General features: G+C 41.6%; 19 protein-coding genes. 10 read left to right on the top strand and 9 right to left on the bottom strand.

The genetic code is table 11. The features are described from left to right. Positions 1-33: 33 nt before the first annotated feature. Positions 34-333: a hypothetical protein gene (locus tag LEP1GSC185_RS07770; RefSeq protein WP_008594264.1), complete on the bottom strand. Its 300-nt coding sequence runs from the start codon at positions 331-333 to the stop codon at positions 34-36. 371 nt (positions 334-704) lie between these two features. Between LEP1GSC185_RS07770 and LEP1GSC185_RS07775 the strand changes: the two genes are divergently transcribed. Then, positions 705-1850 (top strand): DUF1577 domain-containing protein, encoded by a 1146-nt coding sequence (locus tag LEP1GSC185_RS07775; RefSeq protein ID WP_008595684.1) that lies wholly within the window; start codon positions 705-707, stop codon positions 1848-1850. Position 1851: 1 nt separating this feature from the next. Here LEP1GSC185_RS07775 and LEP1GSC185_RS07780 read toward each other — a convergent pair whose 3' ends face one another. The 3 genes from LEP1GSC185_RS07780 to LEP1GSC185_RS07790 are packed head-to-tail and all read right to left on the bottom strand — an operon-like array spanning position 1852 to position 5046. Then, positions 1852-4149 (bottom strand): DNA polymerase domain-containing protein, encoded by a 2298-nt coding sequence (locus LEP1GSC185_RS07780; protein WP_008594063.1) that lies wholly within the window; start codon positions 4147-4149, stop codon positions 1852-1854. Next, the gene (locus LEP1GSC185_RS07785) at positions 4146-4406 is read right to left on the bottom strand and encodes a DUF8156 family protein (RefSeq protein WP_008595587.1); all 261 of its coding nucleotides are present in this window, start codon (positions 4404-4406) and stop codon (positions 4146-4148) included. The genes LEP1GSC185_RS07780 and LEP1GSC185_RS07785 overlap by 4 nt, the downstream gene beginning before the upstream one ends. Continuing rightward, a complete protein-coding gene (locus LEP1GSC185_RS07790) occupies positions 4399-5046 on the bottom strand; it encodes a hypothetical protein (protein ID WP_008593805.1) in 648 nt (215 codons plus the stop codon). The genes LEP1GSC185_RS07785 and LEP1GSC185_RS07790 overlap by 8 nt, the downstream gene beginning before the upstream one ends. A 133-nt stretch (positions 5047-5179) precedes the next feature. Between LEP1GSC185_RS07790 and LEP1GSC185_RS07795 the strand changes: the two genes are divergently transcribed. Beyond that, positions 5180-5701: a Pycsar system effector family protein gene (locus LEP1GSC185_RS07795; RefSeq protein WP_232298502.1), complete on the top strand. Its 522-nt coding sequence runs from the start codon at positions 5180-5182 to the stop codon at positions 5699-5701. 82 nt (positions 5702-5783) lie between these two features. Here LEP1GSC185_RS07795 and LEP1GSC185_RS07800 read toward each other — a convergent pair whose 3' ends face one another. From LEP1GSC185_RS07800 to LEP1GSC185_RS07815, 4 genes are all read right to left on the bottom strand, one after another. Then, the gene (locus tag LEP1GSC185_RS07800) at positions 5784-6989 is read right to left on the bottom strand and encodes an acyltransferase family protein (RefSeq protein WP_008595480.1); all 1206 of its coding nucleotides are present in this window, start codon (positions 6987-6989) and stop codon (positions 5784-5786) included. A 135-nt stretch (positions 6990-7124) separates the two neighbouring features. Continuing rightward, positions 7125-9095: a hypothetical protein gene (locus LEP1GSC185_RS07805; protein ID WP_008594139.1), complete on the bottom strand. Its 1971-nt coding sequence runs from the start codon at positions 9093-9095 to the stop codon at positions 7125-7127. Positions 9096-9221: 126 nt separating this feature from the next. Continuing rightward, complete coding sequence (gene glyA / locus LEP1GSC185_RS07810; RefSeq protein ID WP_008595570.1) at positions 9222-10469, bottom strand: serine hydroxymethyltransferase; 1248 nt, start codon at positions 10467-10469, stop codon at positions 9222-9224. A gap of 25 nt (positions 10470-10494) precedes the next feature. Next, the gene (locus LEP1GSC185_RS07815) at positions 10495-11328 is read right to left on the bottom strand and encodes a lipoate--protein ligase family protein (protein WP_024863938.1); all 834 of its coding nucleotides are present in this window, start codon (positions 11326-11328) and stop codon (positions 10495-10497) included. Between the two features lie 297 nt (positions 11329-11625). Here LEP1GSC185_RS07815 and LEP1GSC185_RS07820 point away from each other — a divergent pair, with 297 nt between their 5' ends. Next, positions 11626-12309 carry an SGNH/GDSL hydrolase family protein gene (locus LEP1GSC185_RS07820; protein WP_008595704.1) on the top strand — a complete coding sequence of 228 codons (684 nt, stop codon included), beginning with the start codon at positions 11626-11628 and terminating at the stop codon, positions 12307-12309. Continuing rightward, positions 12306-13100, top strand: a complete 795-nt coding sequence (locus LEP1GSC185_RS07825; protein ID WP_008593785.1) for a hypothetical protein — start codon at positions 12306-12308, stop codon at positions 13098-13100. Before LEP1GSC185_RS07820 ends, LEP1GSC185_RS07825 begins: the two co-directional genes overlap by 4 nt. A 9-nt stretch (positions 13101-13109) precedes the next feature. Here LEP1GSC185_RS07825 and LEP1GSC185_RS07830 read toward each other — a convergent pair whose 3' ends face one another. Then, positions 13110-13949, bottom strand: a complete 840-nt coding sequence (locus tag LEP1GSC185_RS07830; protein ID WP_008595308.1) for a rhomboid family intramembrane serine protease — start codon at positions 13947-13949, stop codon at positions 13110-13112. 97 nt (positions 13950-14046) lie between these two features. Between LEP1GSC185_RS07830 and LEP1GSC185_RS07835 the strand changes: the two genes are divergently transcribed. The 6 genes from LEP1GSC185_RS07835 to LEP1GSC185_RS07860 all read left to right on the top strand — a co-directional run bounded on the left by LEP1GSC185_RS07835 (position 14047) and on the right by LEP1GSC185_RS07860 (position 23468). After that, complete coding sequence (locus tag LEP1GSC185_RS07835; RefSeq protein WP_008593544.1) at positions 14047-15000, top strand: MBL fold metallo-hydrolase; 954 nt, start codon at positions 14047-14049, stop codon at positions 14998-15000. Further along, positions 14997-17453: a penicillin-binding protein 1A gene (locus tag LEP1GSC185_RS07840; RefSeq protein WP_008594133.1), complete on the top strand. Its 2457-nt coding sequence runs from the start codon at positions 14997-14999 to the stop codon at positions 17451-17453. Before LEP1GSC185_RS07835 ends, LEP1GSC185_RS07840 begins: the two co-directional genes overlap by 4 nt. Before the next feature lie 139 nt (positions 17454-17592). Further along, positions 17593-18843 carry a 2-oxoglutarate dehydrogenase complex dihydrolipoyllysine-residue succinyltransferase gene (gene odhB / locus LEP1GSC185_RS07845; RefSeq protein WP_010514076.1) on the top strand — a complete coding sequence of 417 codons (1251 nt, stop codon included), beginning with the start codon at positions 17593-17595 and terminating at the stop codon, positions 18841-18843. A 15-nt stretch (positions 18844-18858) separates the two neighbouring features. Further along, positions 18859-20262 (top strand): dihydrolipoyl dehydrogenase, encoded by a 1404-nt coding sequence (gene lpdA, locus LEP1GSC185_RS07850; RefSeq protein WP_008594704.1) that lies wholly within the window; start codon positions 18859-18861, stop codon positions 20260-20262. 13 nt (positions 20263-20275) lie between these two features. After that, positions 20276-23053 carry a 2-oxoglutarate dehydrogenase E1 component gene (locus tag LEP1GSC185_RS07855; protein ID WP_008595902.1) on the top strand — a complete coding sequence of 926 codons (2778 nt, stop codon included), beginning with the start codon at positions 20276-20278 and terminating at the stop codon, positions 23051-23053. A 22-nt stretch (positions 23054-23075) separates the two neighbouring features. Then, on the top strand, positions 23076-23468 hold the full coding sequence (locus tag LEP1GSC185_RS07860; RefSeq protein WP_008594546.1) for a DUF6941 family protein: 393 nt from the start codon (positions 23076-23078) through the stop codon (positions 23466-23468). Positions 23469-23700: the final 232 nt, after the last annotated feature.

Genomic DNA, 23700 nt, shown 5'->3' on the forward strand with positions numbered 1-23700 from the left:
AGAATCCCGGGGTGAGTTCCCCGGGATTAGAAGCTATTTAGCGAGAAGGGATGCAAGTAGACTTTTTTTATCGATAGGGGATTCGAAAATAGAAACGGAACAAACTTTATAATTAGCGGCCGAAGGACAACTTGACGTTCCTCCGATCTTACAGCCTGATCTCTCACATTTTTTACGACTATCGGAAGTATCCGAGCCCGAATAACTGCAATAATCCCTACAATTGGAATTAGAACCTGAACCGCAGATATAACATCCATCCGCATAGAGACCAAGTTTAGAATGAGCCGAAAGGATAAGTATGAGAAGCTGGGCGATAAGTAGATTTTTCATATACTTCCCGAATTAAAAATTTAATTAATAATTTATTTCCAAATTTAAGTTAGTCAATCGATTAATTTCGAGAAATATATTCTTTAAGTAAGATTAGTTCTTAGCAAAATTATAAAAGTTAGATCATGGGAACCTAACTAAAATTCATTTTTTCGCGGATTTTCCCACTCTTTTCAAGCACTCCCTATATCGAGGGATACGTTAACCGGACCCTCTGTCCTCTAACGGATAAAACTTGGTAAAATTTTTTTTTCCAAAAGAAGGCGATTTTACCTAAAAAAATCGAAAACGGAAGACATTCCAAGGATAAATTGTGAGTCGGTTAATTCGGAAAGAATCAATTCGCTTATTAAGTGAAGTATAGTCGGATTATGCAATATTTTGAAAAGAATTCCAGAGCTTTAGATTATATCGTTTCCAAAGATCAGAAAAAGCACGTTATTCTGAAATATCTCTTAGACCAGGAACTTTCTCTTAAGATCTATCCTTTTGATCAAAAGGCAATTATCAAAAAGTATTTAGAAGAGGATGAAAAAATCCTGATCCGTATGCCTGAGGACTGGGAAGAGGCTGCTGAAAAGAAGGTCTCCTTGTTCAAGATACTTGCTAAGTATATAGAAATTGACTGCCAATTTCTTCAAAAAGTCGAGAAGGGGCTCTACCTTCTGAAGGTAGAAAGACTCGCAATTGCTAAATTGAATCGGGAAAGTGCAAGGGTCCAAGTTACAAACGGTAAAGCGGTCGTTACAAACTTAATCACTCCTAAAACGGTGATCGATGCGAATATGTTCAATATTCCGACTTTGATAAAAGTGAATTTAGAGGATTACAAGAACCGTCTCAAAAAGAATAGCACTGATAATATAGTAATCGAGACTTTTAAGCCCGGTTTGGATAGGAAGTTCGAGATCGTAAAACGCACTCAGAGATCTTTATTGTTGGAAGATGCACAAAATATTAATTCTTACTCTGGATCAGGACCTGATCGTTTAGATTATTCCAAAGATATTGATGATGATATAGGGAGTGTCATACGCAAATTTAAGGATCAAAAAATTGTTTCTGAGCTCATACGTCCTATCATTTACAAAAACCATTCCGACCAATCTATCCCTATAGGCTATATCTGGATTCAGAGTAAGGATAAAAAACTTACTTCGGATTATTTAGAAGAACTGGGAAAACTTTCTGATGAGGTTGTAGGGCGGATCAAGGAATCGAATACGATCAAAACTACGGAAAAATTCAGGGTTTTAGACGCTTCTCCAAAAGGGCTTAAGGTGAAGATCCATGATCCTAATTTGATAGATACCTTACCTAAACAGGAGGGTTTTATATTGGATGTTTTGTTCAAAATGCAGGCCCCTTTAACCGTTTCTGCAGCCATCAGATGGTGGGGAAAGGACGAGGATGGGCATTTGACTATGGGCTTGGAGTTTAAGAGTAAATCCGATCATCCGGGAGAAAGGGATAAATATATTAAGAATTTAGAATTGATGCAAAAGGGCGTTCTTTAACTTAAAAATCGAATTTTCCCTGGGGATCTATTAGGGAATCAAAATCCTTAAAAGAAGCGAATTCCGCCCAGACTTCTCTAAAAACCCCTACTAACATTTTTCTATAATATTCTTTATCGAAACCTGTCTTTTTGATCTTGTTCGGATAGAGTTGTAATTCTTCTTCCGGCATGTACCTTCTATCCTTAGTTTTTGATTTTTGGTTCAATACTAAGTATTTTATTTTTTCTCCCGCTTGCACATCCATTCCAAAATTTTTAAGTTTCATCATAGAAAGCGCTGTGGCCCCCATCACTTCGTATTCTTCCAATTCCCTGGAACTGGATTTGAGAAGTAACAGATCTTCGGGGGAGATTCGATTTTGCCGGATCATGGAATCGTATGTGTGATAAATGGATAAAATTTCGGCTTCCGACTCTTTTAGATCCTGGATCGTAACTTTGGTTTTCATCCATTCTAACATTTCACTTTGTGCACTTGTGATAAAGTGGGGAAGGTCCTTTCTTCTGGCTCCTATCCCTCTGCATTTCAATTTTCCGGATTGGAATCTTCCCATATATCTATTAGCGACGGGCATTTCAGAATCTTGGCTGGAAGGTGGAAAAAGTAGCCAAGTATAGATCCCATCTACTTCCATTCTGATCCCTGTGCGTTTTTGTATTTCTAAACACAAGGAGTCCAGTTCGGATGCGCTTAAGGGAGAAGAATTATGGTTTTTAATAAATATACTGTCGGTGATCGCATGGATGAACTCGTAACCGAATTCTTCTGCAGTTTCTTTTGCGAGTAGTAGTTTTTCTCTTCCGAATGCATTTACACTCTCATGGCTTTCCAATCTTCCGAATTTTGCATTTCTATAACCTAAGTATCCGAATGAAGTGACCAACATCCATTTTAAGCTGGCTTGTTTCGCTTCATAGTTCGCCAATTGTTTTCCGGAAGTGACTTTGGATCTTTTTTTGTAATATGCTCTTCTTTCCAGCACATGTTCCAAGGCTTCTGAAACGACTCCTTTACGTTTATTGCAGATACGATATCCTATATCCGGCGCCTTAGGAACAGTTTCGTCGTTAGCACAACATAGGCAGTTTACACATTCCGGAGAGATATTATGCATTGCCATGATACTCGGATACATCTGAGCAAAATCCAATTGAGCAACATTCTCCGCTGTTTTCCCTTCACTGACATTCGGTTGGAAAACCAAACCACCTTTGTCCGCTTCCAATAATTGGAGAGCGGTTTTAGGAGCTTCTACTGCACTCTTTTGCCAAGGCACTAAGTAACCTCTTCGCAATGCCACGTCCGTTTCTATATAAGTGAGCGCCTTGCCTGTGGATGCTCTTGCCATTTTTTGCATAGGAAGTCTGGATAATCTTGCAAGTTCCACAACTCCCATTAGGTCGGCTTCCTTATACACAAAACTGTTTTTAGAATCTATATGCCATCTTCCGAATAAAGGATAAGAGGGTGCACGAAATACTATATTTCCATATGTAAAATAACTGGTTCCTTTGGTGCTGATATTTCTTCGGATGGGAGTTGTTCTATCTCTATCCAATGCAGGAAGAAATCCTTGTCTCTGTGATTGGTAGAACAAATAGGGCAGAATGACCTGATCTCCGTATTTGGTCAGAAGAATGTCCGGATCTTCTTCCCTTAAAAGTATATCTAGTTTTTCTAATAATATTCTTGGATTTGTTCCGGACAATTCATGGTAATCTGTGTCCGTTCTGACTATTAAAGGATTGTTTTCTATATTGATCCTATGGCTTTTTTTGAGATCCAAATACATGATCTTGAATTTAGGGACCTCGTAATCCATTTCGGAGGGAGAGTCTTCGGTCCTGACATTTACGACCCTTTTTGCTCCTGGATCCTCGGTATAATCGATCTCCATTTTACATAATGGGAATAGACCTTTTTGGAACATATAACTAGTGGGAAGATCCAGGTCCGAATGATAAATCTCGAATTTTCCATACAGAGCATATAATTTGCGGCTGATCTTAGGGAGGATAGAAGGTTTGGTGATGATTATTTTTAGGACCGGAACTGTTTTATTTTCGTAGAATAGGTTTCTATTTTCGTAAACTGGAATATCTACGATGGCATCCAGCTCGAAAAGACGTTTTACTAATTTTTTAAGTAGATCGGTTTCTCCTCTTGCATATATGACCGGGTTAAATTTATCCAAGAAAAGTTGAGACTCTCCTTCTTCATTTTTTAGCCAAAGATATACTATGTCCTCCGCATGATAAACGTCGAACAAATATCCTTTCGCTGTTTTGAGATTCATTCCGATTCCCGAAGAACTTCTATCTCATTTTTTAATCTAAGTATCTCTTTTTTCAGATCGATCATCATCGTAAGAAGCATAATATCGATCGGATAAGGAGAAGATGCCATCACGCCTGCTTGCACTTGCAGTTTTGCGGTTCGGATCAATTCGTCAAAAATTTCCTGGTCCGGTTTACGAAGTCCTCTTCTGTATTGTCCTAGACTGGACTCGATATACTGCATTTGTCTGGAATATGGAATGACCGTCCTACCCATAAATAAACTCCTGTTTGGAATTCGGATCTGTTCCGATCTCGTATATAGATTTCGCTTTTCTGATCTTTAAATAAGAATGACCCTCCACTACGTTTAATTCCCAAAGATCTTCGGAAAGATCGACTAACTTAGGAAAAATTTTTTGAAAGTTGGGATGAGTGTATTTTGTGGATTCCACAAGTACAATCGGGATCTGTTTGGCGCGCATACGCTCTAATAGTAATACCAATTTTTCCAAAAGGAAAAGACCCTCGTCGTCCTGAACATCTCCATCGAAGAATTGTTTGCAAGGAGCTAAAATGAAATAGATCGTATTCTCTTTTGTAGAAGAGTAGATCTCCCCTAAGGAGTCCAAGATTTGATAAGGAGTGAACGCTCTTTGCACCAGGATCTTTTCCAAAAGAGCTTCGGGAGAAACTCTTCTCTTTCTGGTCTCTTCCGTAATCGTGAATACGTCGAAACGAATGGCACAATCCAAATTAAAGACCTGGAAGCCGGACACCGCAAATGCGTATTCCCAGCGCAGCGCCAGTGTATAGATTCCCTGTCTTCCTGTTAAAAGCCCGACATTGTCCCTGCTCCAGCCTAGGACAGGGTGAAACAATTGGTCTTGGAAACCTTCCAGGGGACCTAAATACATATATACTATATAAATGATATGTTAAAAAATGTAAAGATATTTGGGATGTAGGAATTCCAAAAAGAGGGTTTTAGGCTCCGGGCTAGAATGATTTATGTCTTGTCTAAAAAAATTTTCCAAAATCCTTGGAGCTATGGAATCAGATCATTTCAAAACGGTCCGCGCTCGTTCTGCCGTAGATTATCTTTTTAGGACCGTTCACCAGCATCATTCTCAACTCAGCCAAATGGCGGACCAAAAAGCGAACATTCTGATCGCTGCATCTTTCGTAATACTTTCGCTCTCCTTGGGATATGTCCAAAGACCTGTATATAGAACAGGTTTACTGACTTTGATGGTATTCATCGTGATTGCCGCAATTTTAGCAATCCTTGCAGTGATGCCTACGTTCAAACAAAAAAAGAACGGCAAAGAAAACCCATTGTTTTTCGGGCATTTTGCTCCAATGAGCGAAAAGGAATTTATGGTTAAGATGGAAGAGATCGCTTTGGAAGATTCTTCTTTGTATGAGGCCTTGACTAGGGATCTATATCATTTAGGAAAATCACTCTATTTTACAAAATATAGATATTTAAGATGGAGTTATCGCTGTCTTTTAGTGGGAGTTACTTCTTCCATGATCTTAATATTCCTGGAAATTAGCGGGATTATCTAATATAATTCCATGAAAGTATCTAAGATCTCCTTACAAGTTGTAAACTATGGAGATCTGAAAACTTTAGAGGAAAACATAAAACTCAGTTCGGAACCATTGTTTCGTTTTTCTTTTTCTTCATTTTTTTGACTAAGTAATCTCTTAGAGCTAAGAAAGGTCTTTCAGTTATGTAGAAGATGGGGATGCAGATGATAAAGCAGACTAAAATTGTAAAACTTTCCGATAACAGAAAAGTCACCCAATTATATGGGCGTGTTTCTCCCCTGAACATGATTCCAGTCGCTATTTGAATTCCCAAACCATGCCATAAATACATCGTATAGCTAATTCTTGAGGAAGGCCTAAAAATGGAGAGGCTGAAAAACTGATTTACTAAGCTTTTATCAAATAAGCATAATATAAATAAAGTAGAATATCCGATGTGGAAATAAGTATAATTTAAGATTGCACCGACTCCAATTTTGTCCGTAAGAAAACCCAATCCTAGGAAAAGAATAGAAATAAAAGCTATCAAATGAGAGTGAAAAGGTTTTCGATTTTCACTCTTGAAAAATTCAGGTTTCCAATGCACCAATTCTGCAATTAACATTCCACTTACTATCGTATCAAACCTGGTCTCGGTATGGAGTTCGATCGTTCTCGCCTTCAAGCCGAACGCTATATAAGAAATTCTTAATAAAATGGGGATTATGAATATTGCTAATACGAAAATTCTACGATTGTCATCTTTTAACTTAAAAAGTAGAAGCAGACACAAGCTAGGGATCACTAGATAGAATTGTTCTTCAATAGATAGCGACCAGCCGTGTTGAAATAATCGATGATAAAAGTAATTGGAGATATAAAGGGCATCGGTCCAGGAGCCTGCAATATCGTTTGAAAGTCGGCTCATAACGGCCGCCTGTTCTCCCGTAGGATTCGGTATATGGATATAAAGATTTAGTTGAGCTTTTGCATAGAATAATGAGAACAATAAGAATAAATAATATCCGGGCATAATTCTCAGAGTTCTCTTAATATAAAAAAGTTTTAAATCTAAGGTACCGGTCCTTTTGCTTTCGTTTAGTAAGCCTCCATAGATCAAAAAACCACTTAGAATAAAGAAAAGGTCCACCCCACTTCTACAATTGGAAAGAAATTGGTAGATAAATTGATTTGGATAACTAAGTAGATGGAATTTTTCTGCCCCTTGCCAAAAATGAAAAATAATTACTAAAAGTATCGAAATGGATCTAAGTCCATTTAGTGCAGGTATTTCCGATTCGTTTTTGGAAAATAGATATTTCAATGGGCGATTTCCTCTTCCTCTTCGATTGATTTAAAGTGAATTCATAGTAAAAAGGGACTTCCTATCATGAAAACTAATTTCCTTGCGAATTTCAGACTTCTATTCGGATTCTCCCTGCTGGAAAGGAAACAATCACTACTTGATCTGGATCGGAACAAATCGATTCAAGATCTCCCTAACGGATCGATTGAGCCTGGGCTTTCCTTCCGCTTCCATTAGGATCCAATAGGCATAATCGAGACTAAACATATCTTTGATATTCTTTCCGACCTTTACCCATTGTTGTTCTATTCTTTTTTTAGCTTCCGAGGTTAGGTTCGGATTCCTTTGGAAGTTTTCCAGATAGGAAAAATATTCCGAGGTGAGAGAAACAGGGATGGGGTCCTTCCATTTTCTACCTCTTAATGTCCTTTCGGTCTCCCAACGAAATTCCCCCAGAGTTTTAGTGACTACTAACGTGGCATTCTCGGTCATTACAAGAGGAAATAGCAATCTGCTGTAATCTTGATTGCCTACGCTTGTATCTTGCCAAAGAACTCCTCTGTTGCCGCTATATGGAAGAAGGATACAATCCGCGAAAAATTCCTTTCTATACAAATCGGTTTGACTCGGATTAGTGTTAGAAACAGCGCTTACTTCTCTGCGAAAAATGCTTGTGTCTATCTTTAAAACTCTTTCCGCGTTTGATAGGATCTTATCAGGAAAGGTCAGATTGGATTCTGTAGCTCCGTAAAATTGGTCTTCAGAAAGGATCGGATAAGCAAAATTCGGGTTTAAAGAGACTCCTAAGAGCCCCATATAAAGAATATTTTCTAATTCCCAGTCCAGAATATGCAAAAGATATTCCTTATTCATTATATTTTTCGCTTCCGCTTCTTGGTTCCAACGCAGATTTGATTTTTGTATCTGATCGTAGGTTTGTCCCAGATGATTTTGAGAAGGATTCTTTTTGCCTGCGAGTATCAAATTCAACCAATCGGGCAAAAGGTGAACGGAAAGTTTTACTTCCTGGTACTGGCGGTCGTTGACAGAAGATCTTAGAGCGGGGATTGCGAGTTCAAGATCCTGCAATCTTTTTGGAGATACTAAACCTTCGTCCAAAAAGAAAAAATGTATAAATAGAAGGACAGGTTTGGGCACACTTGTTGTTTGGGAGCGAAATTTTAAAAAACAAACTTTGTACAATCGTATTAAAATTTTATAATCTTCTTGTCTGTGGCTCCTCCTCGTTAATCCAGGGTGCTCTTTATACGCAGTTACAAGTCGAGTGATCTCTTCGCAAATACTTGGATTCAATCCTGAATATTCCAAAATTTGGGCAAGACTGTTTATATATTCGTCGGGTATTGTGCCAGGAAGGGTCGCGCTAGCCGGATTGGTTCTCGCAGTTTCGATCCATTCCTCACTTTTTTTCTCATCCAGTTCCGGAATTGTTTTGATCTGTAAGGTTAGATTTGTTCCTTCTTGAGAGATCAATATTGCTTCAGATTTGAGCCATTGTTTGTTCTCGTTCGGAATTAGGATCTGTATTCTTTCGTATCTGGTAAGAGAGAATGTAGCTCCGATTTTTTTCGTATAGATCCTAGCCCTGATTGCTCTATTTAAGGAATTCTCGTCCAGTTCTTGGATGCCTAATAAGGCAGGGAATCTTTCCTCGGAGTCCGTTTCTAAGATGGCGGTGATAAAGTTTTTTGCAATGGCTTTATGATCTTCTATCAAACGATCTAACGTATGCACTATCAATATATCTTTCCATGCGGGAAGATTGCTTTGCTCTGCAAGGAACTGTAAGAACTCAGGAAGGAAATATTTTCGATACCAGGAAGGATCTTCTGCCAATCGTTTTAGATCGGCGTTATCTACTTGGTCCAAAAAAGTATGAAAAAGATTTGTGTCTCTGGAATTAAAATGATTGAGCTTTAGTTTGGATACGATCTTGGTCCTGTATTCAAACGTAAGGCGGTTTTGTCTGCGCAGATAACGTTGCAGTAAATAGATAACGGTGAGCAGAAGGACTAAAAAGATCCCTCCGCTAATAACTGGAGTCCAAGAGAACTCTGGCCAAATCAGGATAGGGCTTCCGGGATCCTGACCTAATATAAGCATGCAAAAACAGTAAATAGAACGATAAACTCGTCAAGATGTTTACTTAGTTGGAGGTGGGGTAGGGAGAAGAATTCGGGGGAGGATGGATGACTTCTCCGGAATTTCCCCCGGAGAAGTTTGTAAATTTTAATCCAATCTAAAATTGGTCATTGGGAATTGTTGGGTGATCTCTTTTACACCGTGTCTGACTTTTTCCTTAGTTTTTTCGTCGTCCGGATTGTCCAAGAAATCGCAGATCAAATTTCCTACTTTTTCTATATCGGAAGGCTTGAGTCCTCTGGTAGTAAGTGCAGGAGTTCCTAAACGAATTCCGGAAGCGACAGCAGGAGGATTTTTGTCGAATGGGATCGCGTTTTTATTCACAGTAACTCCCACTTCGTCAAGTCCGTCCGCAGCTTTCGCGCCTGTTAAACCTTTTACGGAAACGTCGAGTAGGACCAAGTGATTGTCCGTCCCACCGCTCACTACTCTGAATCCTCTTTTTACGAAAACTTCCGCCAAAACTTTCGCGTTTGCGAGCACTGTTTCGATGTATTTTTTATAATCAGGAGTTAAAGCTTCTCCGAATGCTACCGCTTTTGCTGCGATCACATGCATAAGAGGTCCGCCTTGGATTCCGGGGAATACTCTGGAATTCAGAACTTTCTCATTTTCTAATTTAGAAAGAATTAATCCTCCTCTCGGCCCTCTGAGAGTTTTGTGGGTGGTGGTAGTAACATAATCAAAACTATCGATTGGAGAAGGATGATATCCGGTGGCAACTAACCCGGAAATATGTGCGATATCCGCCATAAGTTTTGCACCTACCGATCTTGCGATCTCTGCAAACTTATCAAAATCGATCGTTCTGGAATACGCAGAAGCACCTGCGACAATCAATTTAGGCTTATGCTCTTTTGCAAGAGACGCAAGGGCATCATAGTCGATTGTCTCCGTTTTAGGATCTACGCCGTAAGGGATCGGTTTGTAATATTTCCCGCTGATATTCACCGGAGAACCATGAGTCAAATGTCCTCCATGAGCCAGATTCATTCCTAAAAAGGAATCTCCCGGTTCCATGGTAGCCAAGAAGACCGCCATATTTGCCTGCGCCCCCGAGTGAGGCTGAACGTTTGCATATTCTGCTTTGAAGATCTTTTTGGCTCTTTCGATCGCTATGGACTCGACTGCGTCAGCGTTTACACATCCGTTATAATATCTTTTTCCGGGATATCCTTCCGCATATTTATTAGTAAGCGTGGAAGTATAGGCTTCCAAAACGGATCTGGACACGAAGTTTTCGGAAGCGATCATTTCCAGGTTTTGTTCCTGTCTTTGGTCTTCCGCTTGTAAGGCTTTAAAAATTTCGGGGTCTTGTTGGGGAAGGTATTTCATTTTTTCCTCGGTGGTCTTGAGAGAATCATTCTCCCAGAATATAGCCTAGATCTGAATATTTTTCCTGAAACAGCCGATCTGCCACTTTGCGAACGTTTCGAAAGAAGGAAGGATCCGCTTCGGTACCTAGGATTTCAACCCCCAGATAATCCGCAAATAAAAGGGAAAGGTCTTGTTTGAATTTTCCGGGAGAAAATGTGCCCGGTAAGGAGGTCACAAATTCATTATGACTTCTGCCTTTTCTGTATTCAGGCTCCTCCGGAGGGTGAGGAAGGAGGTCCGACACCAATGGGATCAGCCTTGGATCGAGAATCAAGGTCCCATGTTGTACTATGCAGTTCTTTTTTCTGAACTGAGCGTTACCTGAAATTTTTTTCCATATATCCGGAGAAAGTTCCAAAGCCAGATCGGATTTACCTTTACATCTTGTTTTCAGCCCTTGCTTGTTCAAAGCAGAAGATATCAAGCCTAAGAATATATTATAAGAATTGGAGACAGGATACAGTTCCGGTTTTGTTTCTAAGGAAACAAAAAGACTAAAGTTTAGATTCCATCCCGGTTCATGAACAACTGTCCCGCCGCCGCTTGCTCTTCTGGCTAAATATACCGGATCTGTTGTAGAAGGTTTTTTAGGCCTTTGTCTTTTTCGGAATGTCGTCAGGAATCTTTCTATGTTCTCCTTTCCTGCACTTAGTTCAGGTTTCTCCGAGAGACCCATTATGATCGACCTGGGTCCTTCCCAAAACCGAACCCCGCCGGAATATCCTCCGGACACTAGTTGGACTGCGAGAGCTTCTTCCAAAGCTAGATTATAATAAGGTGTCCTGATGGATTTTTGATCTAGTATAAAAGTTCTCACTTCGAGACCAGGGTATAGCTGCCTATAGTTTTCGTCCATGGGTTTTACTACTGACTGTAGTCCGAATTGGCGTATTTGAACATAGGTCCTAAACAAATTTCTCTCTTTTCTCGCTTTGGAATTAATTTCAACACTTTGTATTAGCAAAAATGAACCAGGTTCCATATGTATTATTAAAACATAATATTAAAGTCCACTTTAAGTTTTGTTGAACTCCGGTCACCGTTACTTGATTTTTGGGAAAATTGGAACATTATCCTTCGTTCTCTTGTCCTAATTTATAGAGCATTATGAAAAATGAATATAATTTATTTCTTAGAGAAGTTGAGACTTCTTTTTTCCCCTTCGGAAACCAAGGAAGTTTTTAATAGGTTTTTAATTTTTATTCTGACTGTGCCCCTTTTTTTAGGGGCATGTATACAGCATCAGGATATCCAATCTAAAGAATCAAAATTGTACAAACCTAGCTTTGCTCTTTTCGGGGATAGTATCTCCGCATTCTGGCCTGTAGAGGAACAGTTTCCGGAATTCGAGACTTATAAGAAGGCGTTTCCCGGTAGAAGGACCTATGAGATCCAAGAGGCGGCTAAAAATGAAACAGGGAGATATAGATCCTGCATGTTGAACGGAGGTGTAAATGATTTCCTAAATAATTTCGAGCCTACTTGGGAAGAGGTCGACTCAACTGTTCAGCGTCAACTCAAGACCCTGGAAATATTGAACGACCATTGCGACTATATCATCGTTCTGAATGTGTGGACTGTCCAGCTTCCGTGGCCTGTAAAAGCGGCGTCTATGATCAATTTGGAAATGAAAAAAAGAGTGAACTTCGTTCCAAGGATTGATCCTGAAGATCTGATCCACAGTGAAATGTTATTGGACGGCGGTCATCTAACCGACGAAGGATACGGAATTCTTTCCCAGAGAGTGAGAGAATATTTAAGAGCATCTTTGCCAGAGTTCTGGTTACAATATCTATGAGATATCGATTCTTGATCCTTCTGATATTCATAAGTCCTCTGGCGGAAATTTTAGGATCGGATAAGACTCCTATACCTTATCCAGTATGGGGTCAGTCTGTCGGAGTATATAATATTTTCATAATTAGTGCAGGCGCAAAAGAATATCGGAATTCCAAGGATTATGATCGGAATCGCAACGTTTCTTTGGATGGAGAGTTTAAGTTAGGAGATCATTTTTCAGTTTCTGCGGGTTACGGATATATAGATCAATATGCTACAAGAACTACTCCTTGGAGCGGTTGGGATAGATGGAAAGCAGGTCTAAAAACGTTTTTCACCTTCGGGATATTTTCGTTAGGAGGGGGAGTAAACGTTTACGGACCTTCTGCATCTGAACCCTGGATCGGAGAAAGAAATCCGGATCTTCTTTTGGTTCGCCCATATATAGGTTTTGTGTTGGATTTTGGTAGAACAAAATTCCAGGCATTCGGCTTATATGAAAGGGAAACCGATTCCAAGTTTGGAGATCCCGTCCAAGATAAATATTATCGTTATATGGAAGCGGGCGCTACTTTGTCTTACGAAACAAATTCGAATTGGATCCTTCTTTTGGAAACTACCTATCGTATGGCGGTGGAAGATACGATTGCAACTTCTCGTTCCGATTCATTCAATCTTCATCCGGGGGTTCAATATAAAGTGGGAGAGGGAGGGAGAGTCTTTTTTAGCGGTTTATATGGAATGAGAAAGGATAATACATACAACCAAGGTTTTAAGGTCGGTTATCAGCAGTTGATTTCATTTGAGTAGGCGGCAAAATTAATCTTCTGCCTTATAATACTTGCTCGAAGCTTCTTTCAGGAATTTTTTCTCTTTTTTATTCAGAGAATTCATTCCTTCTTTCGAAATTTTTTCTAAGAGACGATCTACTTCTTCTTTTGCTTCTTCTCTTGTTTTCATCTCTTCTTGCCAGCGGACCATTTTTCTTTTTTGTCGCCATCTGGAAAAAGAGAAGCTAGGAAATTTAATCCCAAATCTATATTTTACTTTAGTATAATATAGAAAATAAAGTCCACCTGCTGCAAATCCGCCCAGTCCGTTGGCGATCGGAGTTCCTGCTTGTAGTCCTAAAATTACCAAAACTGCCAGGATGATGATGGCCAAATACTTTGCTTTGATAGGGAATATTCCCCAAAACAAAAGTTCTCTATTCGGCCAAATCAATGCGTAAGCCGTGATTAGCCCGTATAGAACCGCGGAAATCCCTAATACTGTCCCTTGCTGGAATCCTAGCATGGATGCGAGTACTGTGGCGACTCCTCCCCCGAAGATACAGAACATAAAATAACGTAAAAAATTCCTGGTTCCCCAATGGGACTCTAACGCGGACCCGAACATCCAAAATGCGAACATTTCGAATAAAAATCCGATGAGCATATTAGGGGAATGGAAGAAGCTGTAAGTCAGTAGCTGCCAGCCGAAAAACTTTTCTAAGACCAGGCCGGGAGTCAGACCGAATAATCCCAGGATGGCCAAAAGAATAGATGGGGCCACCAGGCTTAGAATAAACTCTATGCCGAAAATGGCAATATTTAAGATCAAAAGTTTACGAACGAGGGGAGAGGTTGAGACACCGAATCCGCTAGAGAAAGACGCCATTGCCTTCCTAGTTTTCTTTTTTCCTTTCGAACGACAACCTAAATCCGGATTTTGTTTCCTTTGACAGTTTGGGCCAAATATAGTAAATGTTCCTAAGATGGAAATCTTCTTGTACGGAGTCCGGGGATCTATTCCTGCCCCCTTATCGAATGAGGAATACAGGGAGAAAGTAATTTCCATATTGAGGCTTGTCGCCAAGTCCGAGGGAAAAGCGTTCTCTTCTCCCGAAGAATGGTTCGATCAGTTGCCGGAACCTCTGAACTATGTGGTCGGCGGAAATACTACCTGCGTTCGGATCCTAGGTTCTTCCGGGGTGGAACTGATTGTGGACCTTGGAACCGGAGCAAGAATTTTGGGAGAGGAACTAGTCCGAGATAAATTCGGGCAAGGAAAGGGAGAAGCTTCCGTATTTTTCACTCATACCCACTGGGATCATATCCATGGGATCCCTTTTTTCAAACCGATGTACATTCCCGGTAATAAATTTACCTTCTATTCTCCCTTAGAAGATCTTCCGGAAAGATTAAAATACCAACAGGAGCCCAGATTTTTTCCGATCCATTTCGATCATTTCGGTTCAGAAAGAAATTTCCATAGGCTCCAAAAGGGAGAAGTCCTGGAAATCGGCGGTGTCAAAGTGGAATGGCTTGCCCTTAAACATCCGGGAGGCTCCATCGCCTATAAATTCACAGAAAATGGGAAAAGTTTTATTTTTGCCACCGACGCAGAATATAATGGAGAGGATTTTCCCCTCATTCAGGAGCAAAAACCGTTCTTTAAAGGTGCAGATCTTTTGATTTTGGACGCCCAATACACTCTGGATGAATCTTTTCAAAAATTCGATTGGGGCCATACTTCTTATACTATGGCAGTCAATTGTGCTTCTTCCTGGGAGATCAAAAAACTGGCTTTGACCCACCATGAACCCGCCTATTCGGACGAAATTTTAGCCATCATCTTGGATGACGCCAGAACCCATGCTGAAAATCTTGGAGCTAAGGACCTATCCATTGTACTGGCTAGAGAAGGAATGAAATTCAAACTCGTATGAATCTATTTAGCGAAGGAATTCACAGAGCGACAAAAACACTTTTGGTCTTAGCCTTGCTGGGCGGTCTGTTTTTCGGATACATTATCGCAGAAGTGGACGAGGGAGGAGAGCTTGCCATCCTTGCTTCGTACCAACCGACTACTCCTACTCGTTTGTATGATATCAACGGCGTAGTGTATGCAGAGTTGTATCGCCATAAACAACAACTTCTTAAATACCAAGATATTCCTCCTCATGTGGTCCAAGCGTTCCTTTCCGTAGAGGATAATAACTTTTTCAATCACTTTGGGATAGACTTCTCTGCAATCCTTCGCGCAGCGGCAGTCAACGTGATCTCAGGAAGGATCAAACAGGGTGGTTCCACTCTGACTCAGCAGCTTGCTAAAACCGTTCTGAATAATCGAAAAAAATCCTTTATCCGTAAATTTGTAGAAGCTCTGTTTACTCTTCAGATAGAACAGGAATATTCTAAAGAAGAAATATTAGAAATTTATTTTAACTTAATATACCTAGGTCATGGGACTACAGGACTTGCTTCTGCGGCGGATGTGTATTTCCATAAGGATGTTTCGGATCTGGATGTGGCAGAAGCTGCACTTCTTGCAAGACTTCCTAAGGCGCCTGTGGATTATTCTCCTTATAAAAATCCTGCCGCTTCTAAAAGGGCTCACCTGGAAGTGCTAAAACTTATGGCTTCCCAGGGATTTGTTCCGAACGATAAGGTCCAGACTATCCATGACGAATTTTGGGAAAAATACTGGCCCATCGTAATTACTCAGTCCCCTTCTCAATCCACCTGGGGAACCAAGTTGAATAGAGCCCCCCATTTTACCGAGTTCGTAAGACAGAGGTTGTTAAAAGAATTGGGAGAAGATAGGATCTACAGCGGTGGTCTCAAAATTTACACTACTTTGGATATCCGCAAACAAGAGATCGCTCAAGACGAACTTCGCAAGGCTCTTAAAAAACACGATGATCTTGTTTCCGGAGTTACCGTAAACTATGCAGGTGGCGCGGATAGAGGTCTTGTTGGACTTTATAATTTTCTCGGTTCCTTATTCCCAGTGGCTCCTCCTTTTGTCAGTCGTTTAGATGATAAAGCGAACTTCAGGGTCGCGCTGGAAAAAGAACTGATAGATTCCGCAGATGTTTTAAGTTTACTTCTGCCTGCCGATAACGAATCGGCTGCTTTCACTGAATTTCAGAAAAGATCCGCAGTATTCGGTAAAAACCTTCACGTAGAAGGCGCTGCTATTACGATAGATCATACAAACGGCTATATAGAAACTATGGTCGGAGGTTATGAATTCACTCCTAAAAACCAGTTCAATCGCGCGGTGCAGGCGAGAAGGCAGACAGGCTCTTCTTTCAAACCTTTTGTATACGGTGCTGCAATCGCCGAACGTATCGTAGGTTCCGGAACCGGGATCATGGATGCACCTTTGACCACTTTGACGGAAGAAGGAGAAGGTTGGTCTCCTCAGGATTTTGACGGGGATTTCCAAGGAATGGTCCCTCTGTCCAGAGCACTTTCCATGTCCTTAAATATCGTTTCTGTGCAAGTGTTCTTGCGTACAGGTGCGGATGCGGTCATCGATTTTGCTTCTCGCTTAACAAAGGCTGATAAGAGCAGATTTATGCCAAGCCCTGCGCTTGCTTTGGGAATTGCGGAGCTATCTCCTTATGAAATGGCGGTGGGATATTCTATCATCGCAAATAAGGGAAGAAATGTGATCCCACTTTCTGTTCGGTATGTGATCGATCAGTCGGGAAATGTAATTTATAACGAAGAATTAAAAGTCCGAGAAGAATTGGACAAAGAAGCGGAAGACGGTTCCATTCAGATCATCAGCGAAGGTACAGCCTACATTCTTCGCAAAATGTTGACCATGGTTGCCATGGGAGGAACTGCAGCAAACGGACTCCATTCTCCTGACCAAGGAAATTACAAAGGGATCGCTGCGGGAAAGACCGGATCCACTTCTTCTTTTACAAACGCTTGGTACTGTGGATTCGATCCTAAATTGACCACCGTCATTTGGCTCGGATTCGATAAGAGTTCTATTTCACTCGGAAGAGGTCAGGCAGCTGGAGTTCTTGCAGTTCCTATTTGGGGAAAAATGTATCGTCGTTTCTATAACGGTGAGAATTATCCGACTTTTGAGGATGAGCACGGTCTGGATCCACAACCGGAAGAAGTGCAAAGTGGAGGGACCTGCGCGTATAATGGATTGTCTCCTAAGCCGGGAGTATGTCCTGTAACCCAGAACCTTACCTTAAAGCCGATTACTGTAGCAGGAGTGACAAAAGCTGTCCAGGCAAACCGCCAATGCGACGGAGATCGGGACCATCATAAGTCAATAGATTTCAGAGAATTCCTGCAATTGGAATACCAGATCAGTGACGAAGAGATCGGTAAAACGGAACGTAAGTTTAAACCGCAAGCGGACTAAAAACTGAGTGCGATTTCGGGAAAATTCATCCAAAACACCGATTTGACAAGAACGGCTTTACAGAATTTTTCCGCTTTCCGAAAGTGAAATGGAGGCGGTCCCGGAACGGGACGTATACACCGACCTCCGTAGGATCAAGATGTCGATAGAGATCAAGGTTCCCGAAATGGGTGAATCCATTACGGAAGCAACAATAGCAAACTGGGTAAAAAAAGAAGGCGAACGAGTAGAACAGGACGAGATCCTGGTGGAATTGGAAACCGACAAGGTGACCATGGAGGTACCAGCCCCCTCGGCGGGAGTTCTCCAAAAAATTAACAAGAAACCGGGGGAGACGGTCAAGATCAAAGAAGTGATCGGAATCATAGACCCGTCTGCCTCTGCAAAAAGCACTCCTACTACAAGCACTCCTTCCCCAACAAATACAGCACAAACTAACACGACTAACGCAGCGCAGAATGATACACTTCCTCCTGCAGTTCGCAAATTGATAGATGATAATGGACTAAATCCTGCTTCTATCTCTGGTTCCGGCAAGAACGGACAGATCACAAAAGAAGACGTGTTAAACGCAATTGCAAATAAACAGTCGGCCCCTGCGGCTGCAGTTTCTGCAGCACCAGCAGCAGCCAAGTCTGCTCCTTCTCCTGAAATTCCTAAAGCAGTTCCTGCAGCTTCTCGTAGTAATCTTCCGAGAGAAAACGTAGTTCCAATGACTAAACTTCGCCAGACGATCGCAAATCGTTTGGTTGCGGCTCAACATAACGCGGCTCTTCTCACTACTTTTAATGAAGTGGATATGAGTGCTGTGATGGATCTTCGCGCTAAGTACAAGGACAAGTTCAAAGACGCACATAATATCAATTTAGGATTTATGAGTTTCTTTACTAAGGCAGTGATCGGAGCTTTAAAATTTGTTCCTGCAATCAACGCAGAAATTCGTGGTACGGATCTGGTTTATAAAAACTATTTCGATATCGGTGTTGCTGTTGGAGGTCCAAAAGGTCTGGTAGTTCCGATCGTTCGTGACGCTGATCTTTTGAGTTTCGCTCAGGTAGAATCCGAGATCGCTCGCCTTGCGAACAAGGTGAAAGATGGAAAAATCGATCTATCCGATATGGAAGGTGGAACATTCACCATTTCCAACGGAGGGATCTACGGTTCCATGATGTCCACTCCTATCCTGAACCCACCGCAAAGTGGAATTTTAGGACTTCATAATATCGTAAAACGTGCGGTAGTAGTGAACGATCAGATAGTGATCCGACCTATGATGTATGTTGCCCTTTCTTATGACCATAGGGTTGTAGACGGAAAAGAAGCGGTAACCTTCCTCGTAAAAGTAAAAGAAGCGATCGAAGATCCGACCCGCCTTCTTTTAGAAGTCTAAGGAATAGAAGGAATCATGGCGGAACAATACGACGTATTAGTAATCGGATCCGGACCCGGAGGTTATGTGGGTGCGATCCGAGCGGCTCAACTCGGGCTCAAGACCGGGATCATCGAAAAAAGAAAAACCTTGGGCGGGACCTGCTTGAACGTGGGCTGTATCCCCTCCAAGGCGCTTTTGGATTCTTCTGAAGAATATCATAAAGTATTACATAAGACTGATGTCCATGGGATCGGAGTAGGTAAAGTCACTCTGGACCTAAACAAACTCATGGAGCGCAAGAACACGATCGTCAAAGAAGTTACAGACGGTGTGGACTACTTGATGAAAAAGAACAAGATCACTCGTTATGAGGGTTTTGGAAAATTGCTCGGAGGCGGCCAGGTAGAAGTCGCTTCTCCTGATGGCAAAAAAGAAGTTTTAAGCGCGAAACATATCGTTCTGGCAACAGGTTCTGTTCCAATCGATATTCCTAGCCTTCCTGTGGACGGAAAGACGATCATCACTTCCGATCATGCTATCGATCTAAGATCAGTTCCTAAAAAACTGGTAGTGATCGGAGCGGGAGTCATCGGCTTGGAACTCGGTTCCGTATGGGGAAGACTAGGTGCGGAAGTCACAGTGGTGGAACTCCTACCGGGACTTCTACCTACGGTGGACCGATCTTTCGGTAGTTTATTGCAAAGAAGTTTAGAGTCCCAAGGTTTTAATTTCTTATTTGAACATAAGGTATTAGGCGCTACTGCTTCCAAATCTGGTGCTAAAGTAAAGATTGCAGCACCTGATGGAAAAGAATCCGAACTAGATGCGGACGTTGTGCTTGTTGCGGTAGGCCGCAGACCTTTCATCGAAGGGATCGGATTAGAAACAGCAGGGGTCCAATTAACGGAAAGAAAAAGGATTAAGGTAGATCCTCATTTCCAAACTAGCGCACCAGGTATCTACGCAATTGGAGACGTGATTGACGGACCTATGCTTGCTCATAAGGCGGAAGAAGAAGGTGTTGCACTTGCGGAATTACTCGCGGGTCAATCCGGACACGTTAATTATGCTGCGGTTCCAAGCATTATCTATACTTGGCCTGAAATGGCTTGGGTTGGAAAAGGTGAAGAAGAACTTAAGAGCGCCGGTGTAGAATACAAAGTTGGTAAGTCATTATTCAAGCCCAATGCGAGAGCTAAGGCTATGAACGAAGCGGAAGGCCAAGTCAAAATTTTAGCGGATAAAAAAACGGATAAGGTATTGGGAGCGTTTGTGTTCGGGCCTAGGGCTTCGGATATGATCGCTGAACTTGCAGTTGCGGTAGAGTTCGGCGCTTCTTCGGAAGATATAGCCCGTTCTTTCCACGCACATCCTACATTGTCCGAAGTCGTAAAAGAGGCCGCCATGGCCGTAGACAAGTGGGCAATTCACGCTTAGGGGAGATCCGATCATGAAAATCGAACAATTGATGGCATTATACGGAGAGAACGGAGCATTACTCGAAGAACTCTACGAAAAGTTTAAGAAGGATCCGAACTCTCTAGACAAAGAATGGTCTCTGTTCTTTCAAGAAGTAGAGACTAACGGAGTATATCCTCAGAACGGTTCCAACGGAAACGGGAATGGTAACGGAAAGCCGGCAGTTGCCACTTCTTTTACCGATGCACAAGCAGGGTCCATCCGAGAGATGGGGATTATCAACCTGTTGAACGCTTATCGCAGACAGGGACATTTAGCTGCAAATGTGGATCCTCTTGGGATCTCTCAGCCGAACCGCAAGTTCATCGAATCCAAATTGGGAAATCTAACTGCTGCGGATCTGGATACGGTAGTCGACACACAGAATCCTTCTCTCGGTCGCGCAAAACTGAAAGATGTTATAGCTTGGTTTGAAAAAGCTTACTGTAGTACCGTAGGTTACGAACAATATTATCTAGTGAACGACGAAGAAAGAGAATGGCTCCAGAATCAAATCGAATCTGCAGAATATCACGCTCCTCTTCCTAAAAGTACACGCCTGAGACTGTTCGAAAAATTATTCCAAGCGGATCATTTGGAAACATTCTTAGCTAAAAAATACGTGGGTAAAAAACGTTTCTCCTTGGAAGGAGGAGAAAGTATGATCCCTATGCTAGACACGATCATAGAAGAAGCCGGACGTTTTAAAATGGACGGACTAGTGATCGGTATGGCGCATAGAGGACGTTTGAACGTACTCGTAAATGTGATCGAAAAACCTGCTTCTCTAGTATTCGCTGAATTCGAAGAGAAGGCGGATGCAAGCGCTCAAAATTATGCGGACGTTAAGTATCACTTAGGATATTCTAATAGCAAAATGACTTCGAGCGGAAAGGAAGTAAAACTTTCTCTCGCATTCAACCCAAGTCACTTGGAAGCAGTAAACCCTGTTGTTACCGGTTCTGTTCGTGCTCGCCAAGAACAGTATGGAGATGCGGATCGTTCTAAATTTATGCCGATCACCATCCATGGGGATGCGGCGTTCGCAGGTCAGGGTGTGGTGGCAGAAACCATCAACCTGATGAACCTGGACGGTTATACTACTGGCGGGACTTTTCATATAGTGATCAATAACCAGATCGGATTCACTACTTTGCCGAACGAATCTAGATCCACGTTATATGCAACAGACTTGGCAAAAGGTTACCAAATCCCGATCGTTCACGTAAACGGAGACGATCCGGAAGCGGTATACCGAGTGACCAAACTCGGAATGGAATACCGCCAAAAGTTCAAAAAAGACTTTATCATAGATTTGATCTGTTACCGCAGATTAGGTCATAACGAAACGGATGAGCCTGCATTCACTCAGCCTAAGATGTATTCTATCATCAAAAATCATCTTCCTACCGCTCAGCTATATGAGAAAAAGTTGATAAATGACGGAGACATCACCGGAGAAGAGTTGGATTTCATTAAGAACGGCTCCGCTCAAGGTTTGGAAGATTCTTTTCAAAGAGCGAAAGAACAAGATATCAAGATGAAAGTGGATACTATGCAAGGTGTTTGGGCAAAATATTCCAAAGAACCTTTGGATAGCGGTACTGCTACTTCTTTACTTGCGGAACAAATCGATCGTATCGTAAAAGCGATCACTACCGTTCCGGAAGGTTTCACTCCGAACCCTAAACTAGTAAAACTTCTACAAAGCCGTAAGGAAATGGCGGAAGGAAAAGTTTCTCTGGATTATGGGATGGCGGAAGCTCTTTCTTTCGGTTCCATTTTAGAAAACGGATTTAGAGTTCGTCTTTCCGGTCAGGATAGCCAGCGTGGAACGTTCTCTCATAGACATGCAGTGTTGGTAGATATTAACACCGGAGAGAAATACGTAGGTCTGAATCATATCTCCGAAAAACAAGCCAAGGCGGAGGTTGTGAACTCCTCCTTGTCCGAATTTTCCGTTTTAGGTTTTGAATACGGTTATTCTCTTTCCGACCCGAGCGCGTTAGTTCTTTGGGAAGCTCAGTTCGGTGACTTTGCAAATAATACGCAGGTGATCTTCGACCAATTCCTTTCCAGCTCCGAAGTGAAATGGCAAAGGATGTCCGGTCTTGTGGTCCTTCTCCCTCACGGATATGAAGGACAAGGACCTGAACATAGTTCCGGTAGGATAGAAAGATTCCTGCAACTATGCGCGGACAATAATATGCAAGTAGCAAACTGTACGAATGCTGCTCAGTATTTCCATTTGCTTCGTAGACAAATTTTGCGTAATTTCCGTAAACCTCTGATCATTTTCACCCCTAAGTCTTTGTTACGTTTCCCTGGAGCACTTTCTCCTATAGACGATCTATTAAAAGGTGCGTTTAGAGAAGTTCTTCCGGACCAAGCCGAGATCAAAGCGGATAAAGTGGAGAAGGTAGTATTCAGCTTCGGAAAAGTATATTATGATCTTCTAAAATATAGAGAAGAAAATAAGGTGCAAAACACCGCTCTGATCCGAGTAGAACAGGTATATCCTTTCCCTGCGAAAGAGATCCAAGAAGTACTTAAAACTTACAAAAACGCTAAAACTTTTGTTTGGTGCCAAGAAGAGCCTAAGAACCAAGGCGCTTGGACATTTGTAAGGGATAGATTCGAAGATCTTCTTCCTAACGGAACAAAACTCAAGTATGCAGGAAGAAAAGAATCCGCAAGCCCTGCTGCCGGACATATGAAAGTCCATACAAAAGAGCAGGAGCAACTAGTTTCAGACGCTTACTCGATCTGAAATTTAGGTGTCAAATAATAACGTGGGAGAACCTGTCCTATTAGCATTAGTCTTTGCGGACCGGGTCATCTCGGAAGACAACGGGAAAAAAGGTATCATAGGGACTTTTACAAAGTTCTTTACCGGACAGTTTCCCGTAGTCTTTCCTCCCTGGGGAATATACGTATGTGTCACGAATCTTTCCCCAGGTGACCATGAATTTTCTTTAGAATTAGAACATGCAGATTCAGGTGAAAAAGTAATAGGGGTCGGAGGAAATATCCGCGTCAATAACGGCTCCGAACCTGTGGAAATCGGGATCCCGATCCCTCATGCGGTCTTTCCTAAAGAAGGAAGGTATATTTTACTTTTTAAAGTAGGAAAAGAGATCGTGGGAAGTCGTCCTCTTTGGGTAGATAAACTAAATCCAGCCTAATCCTGTCTTTTAGAAATTCCTAAACTTCTTACCGAGTCCTTCGTTTTCTTGTACGAACTAAAAATAAATTCTTTCCAATATTAATCTACGCTTGCTTTGCAAAATTTTTCAAAGTATTCTTCCTATCTCTAATATACGAATTTGTTATAGTCCGTTCCATGATATAGATTATTAATTAGTATCCGGTTGCGGGCTCCGAGAGTCTGGACCTCTGGGACAGGCTCTTATATAC

It is taken from the genome of Leptospira licerasiae serovar Varillal str. VAR 010 (genome assembly GCF_000244755.1).
GTDB lineage: Bacteria > Spirochaetota > Leptospiria > Leptospirales > Leptospiraceae > Leptospira_B > Leptospira_B licerasiae.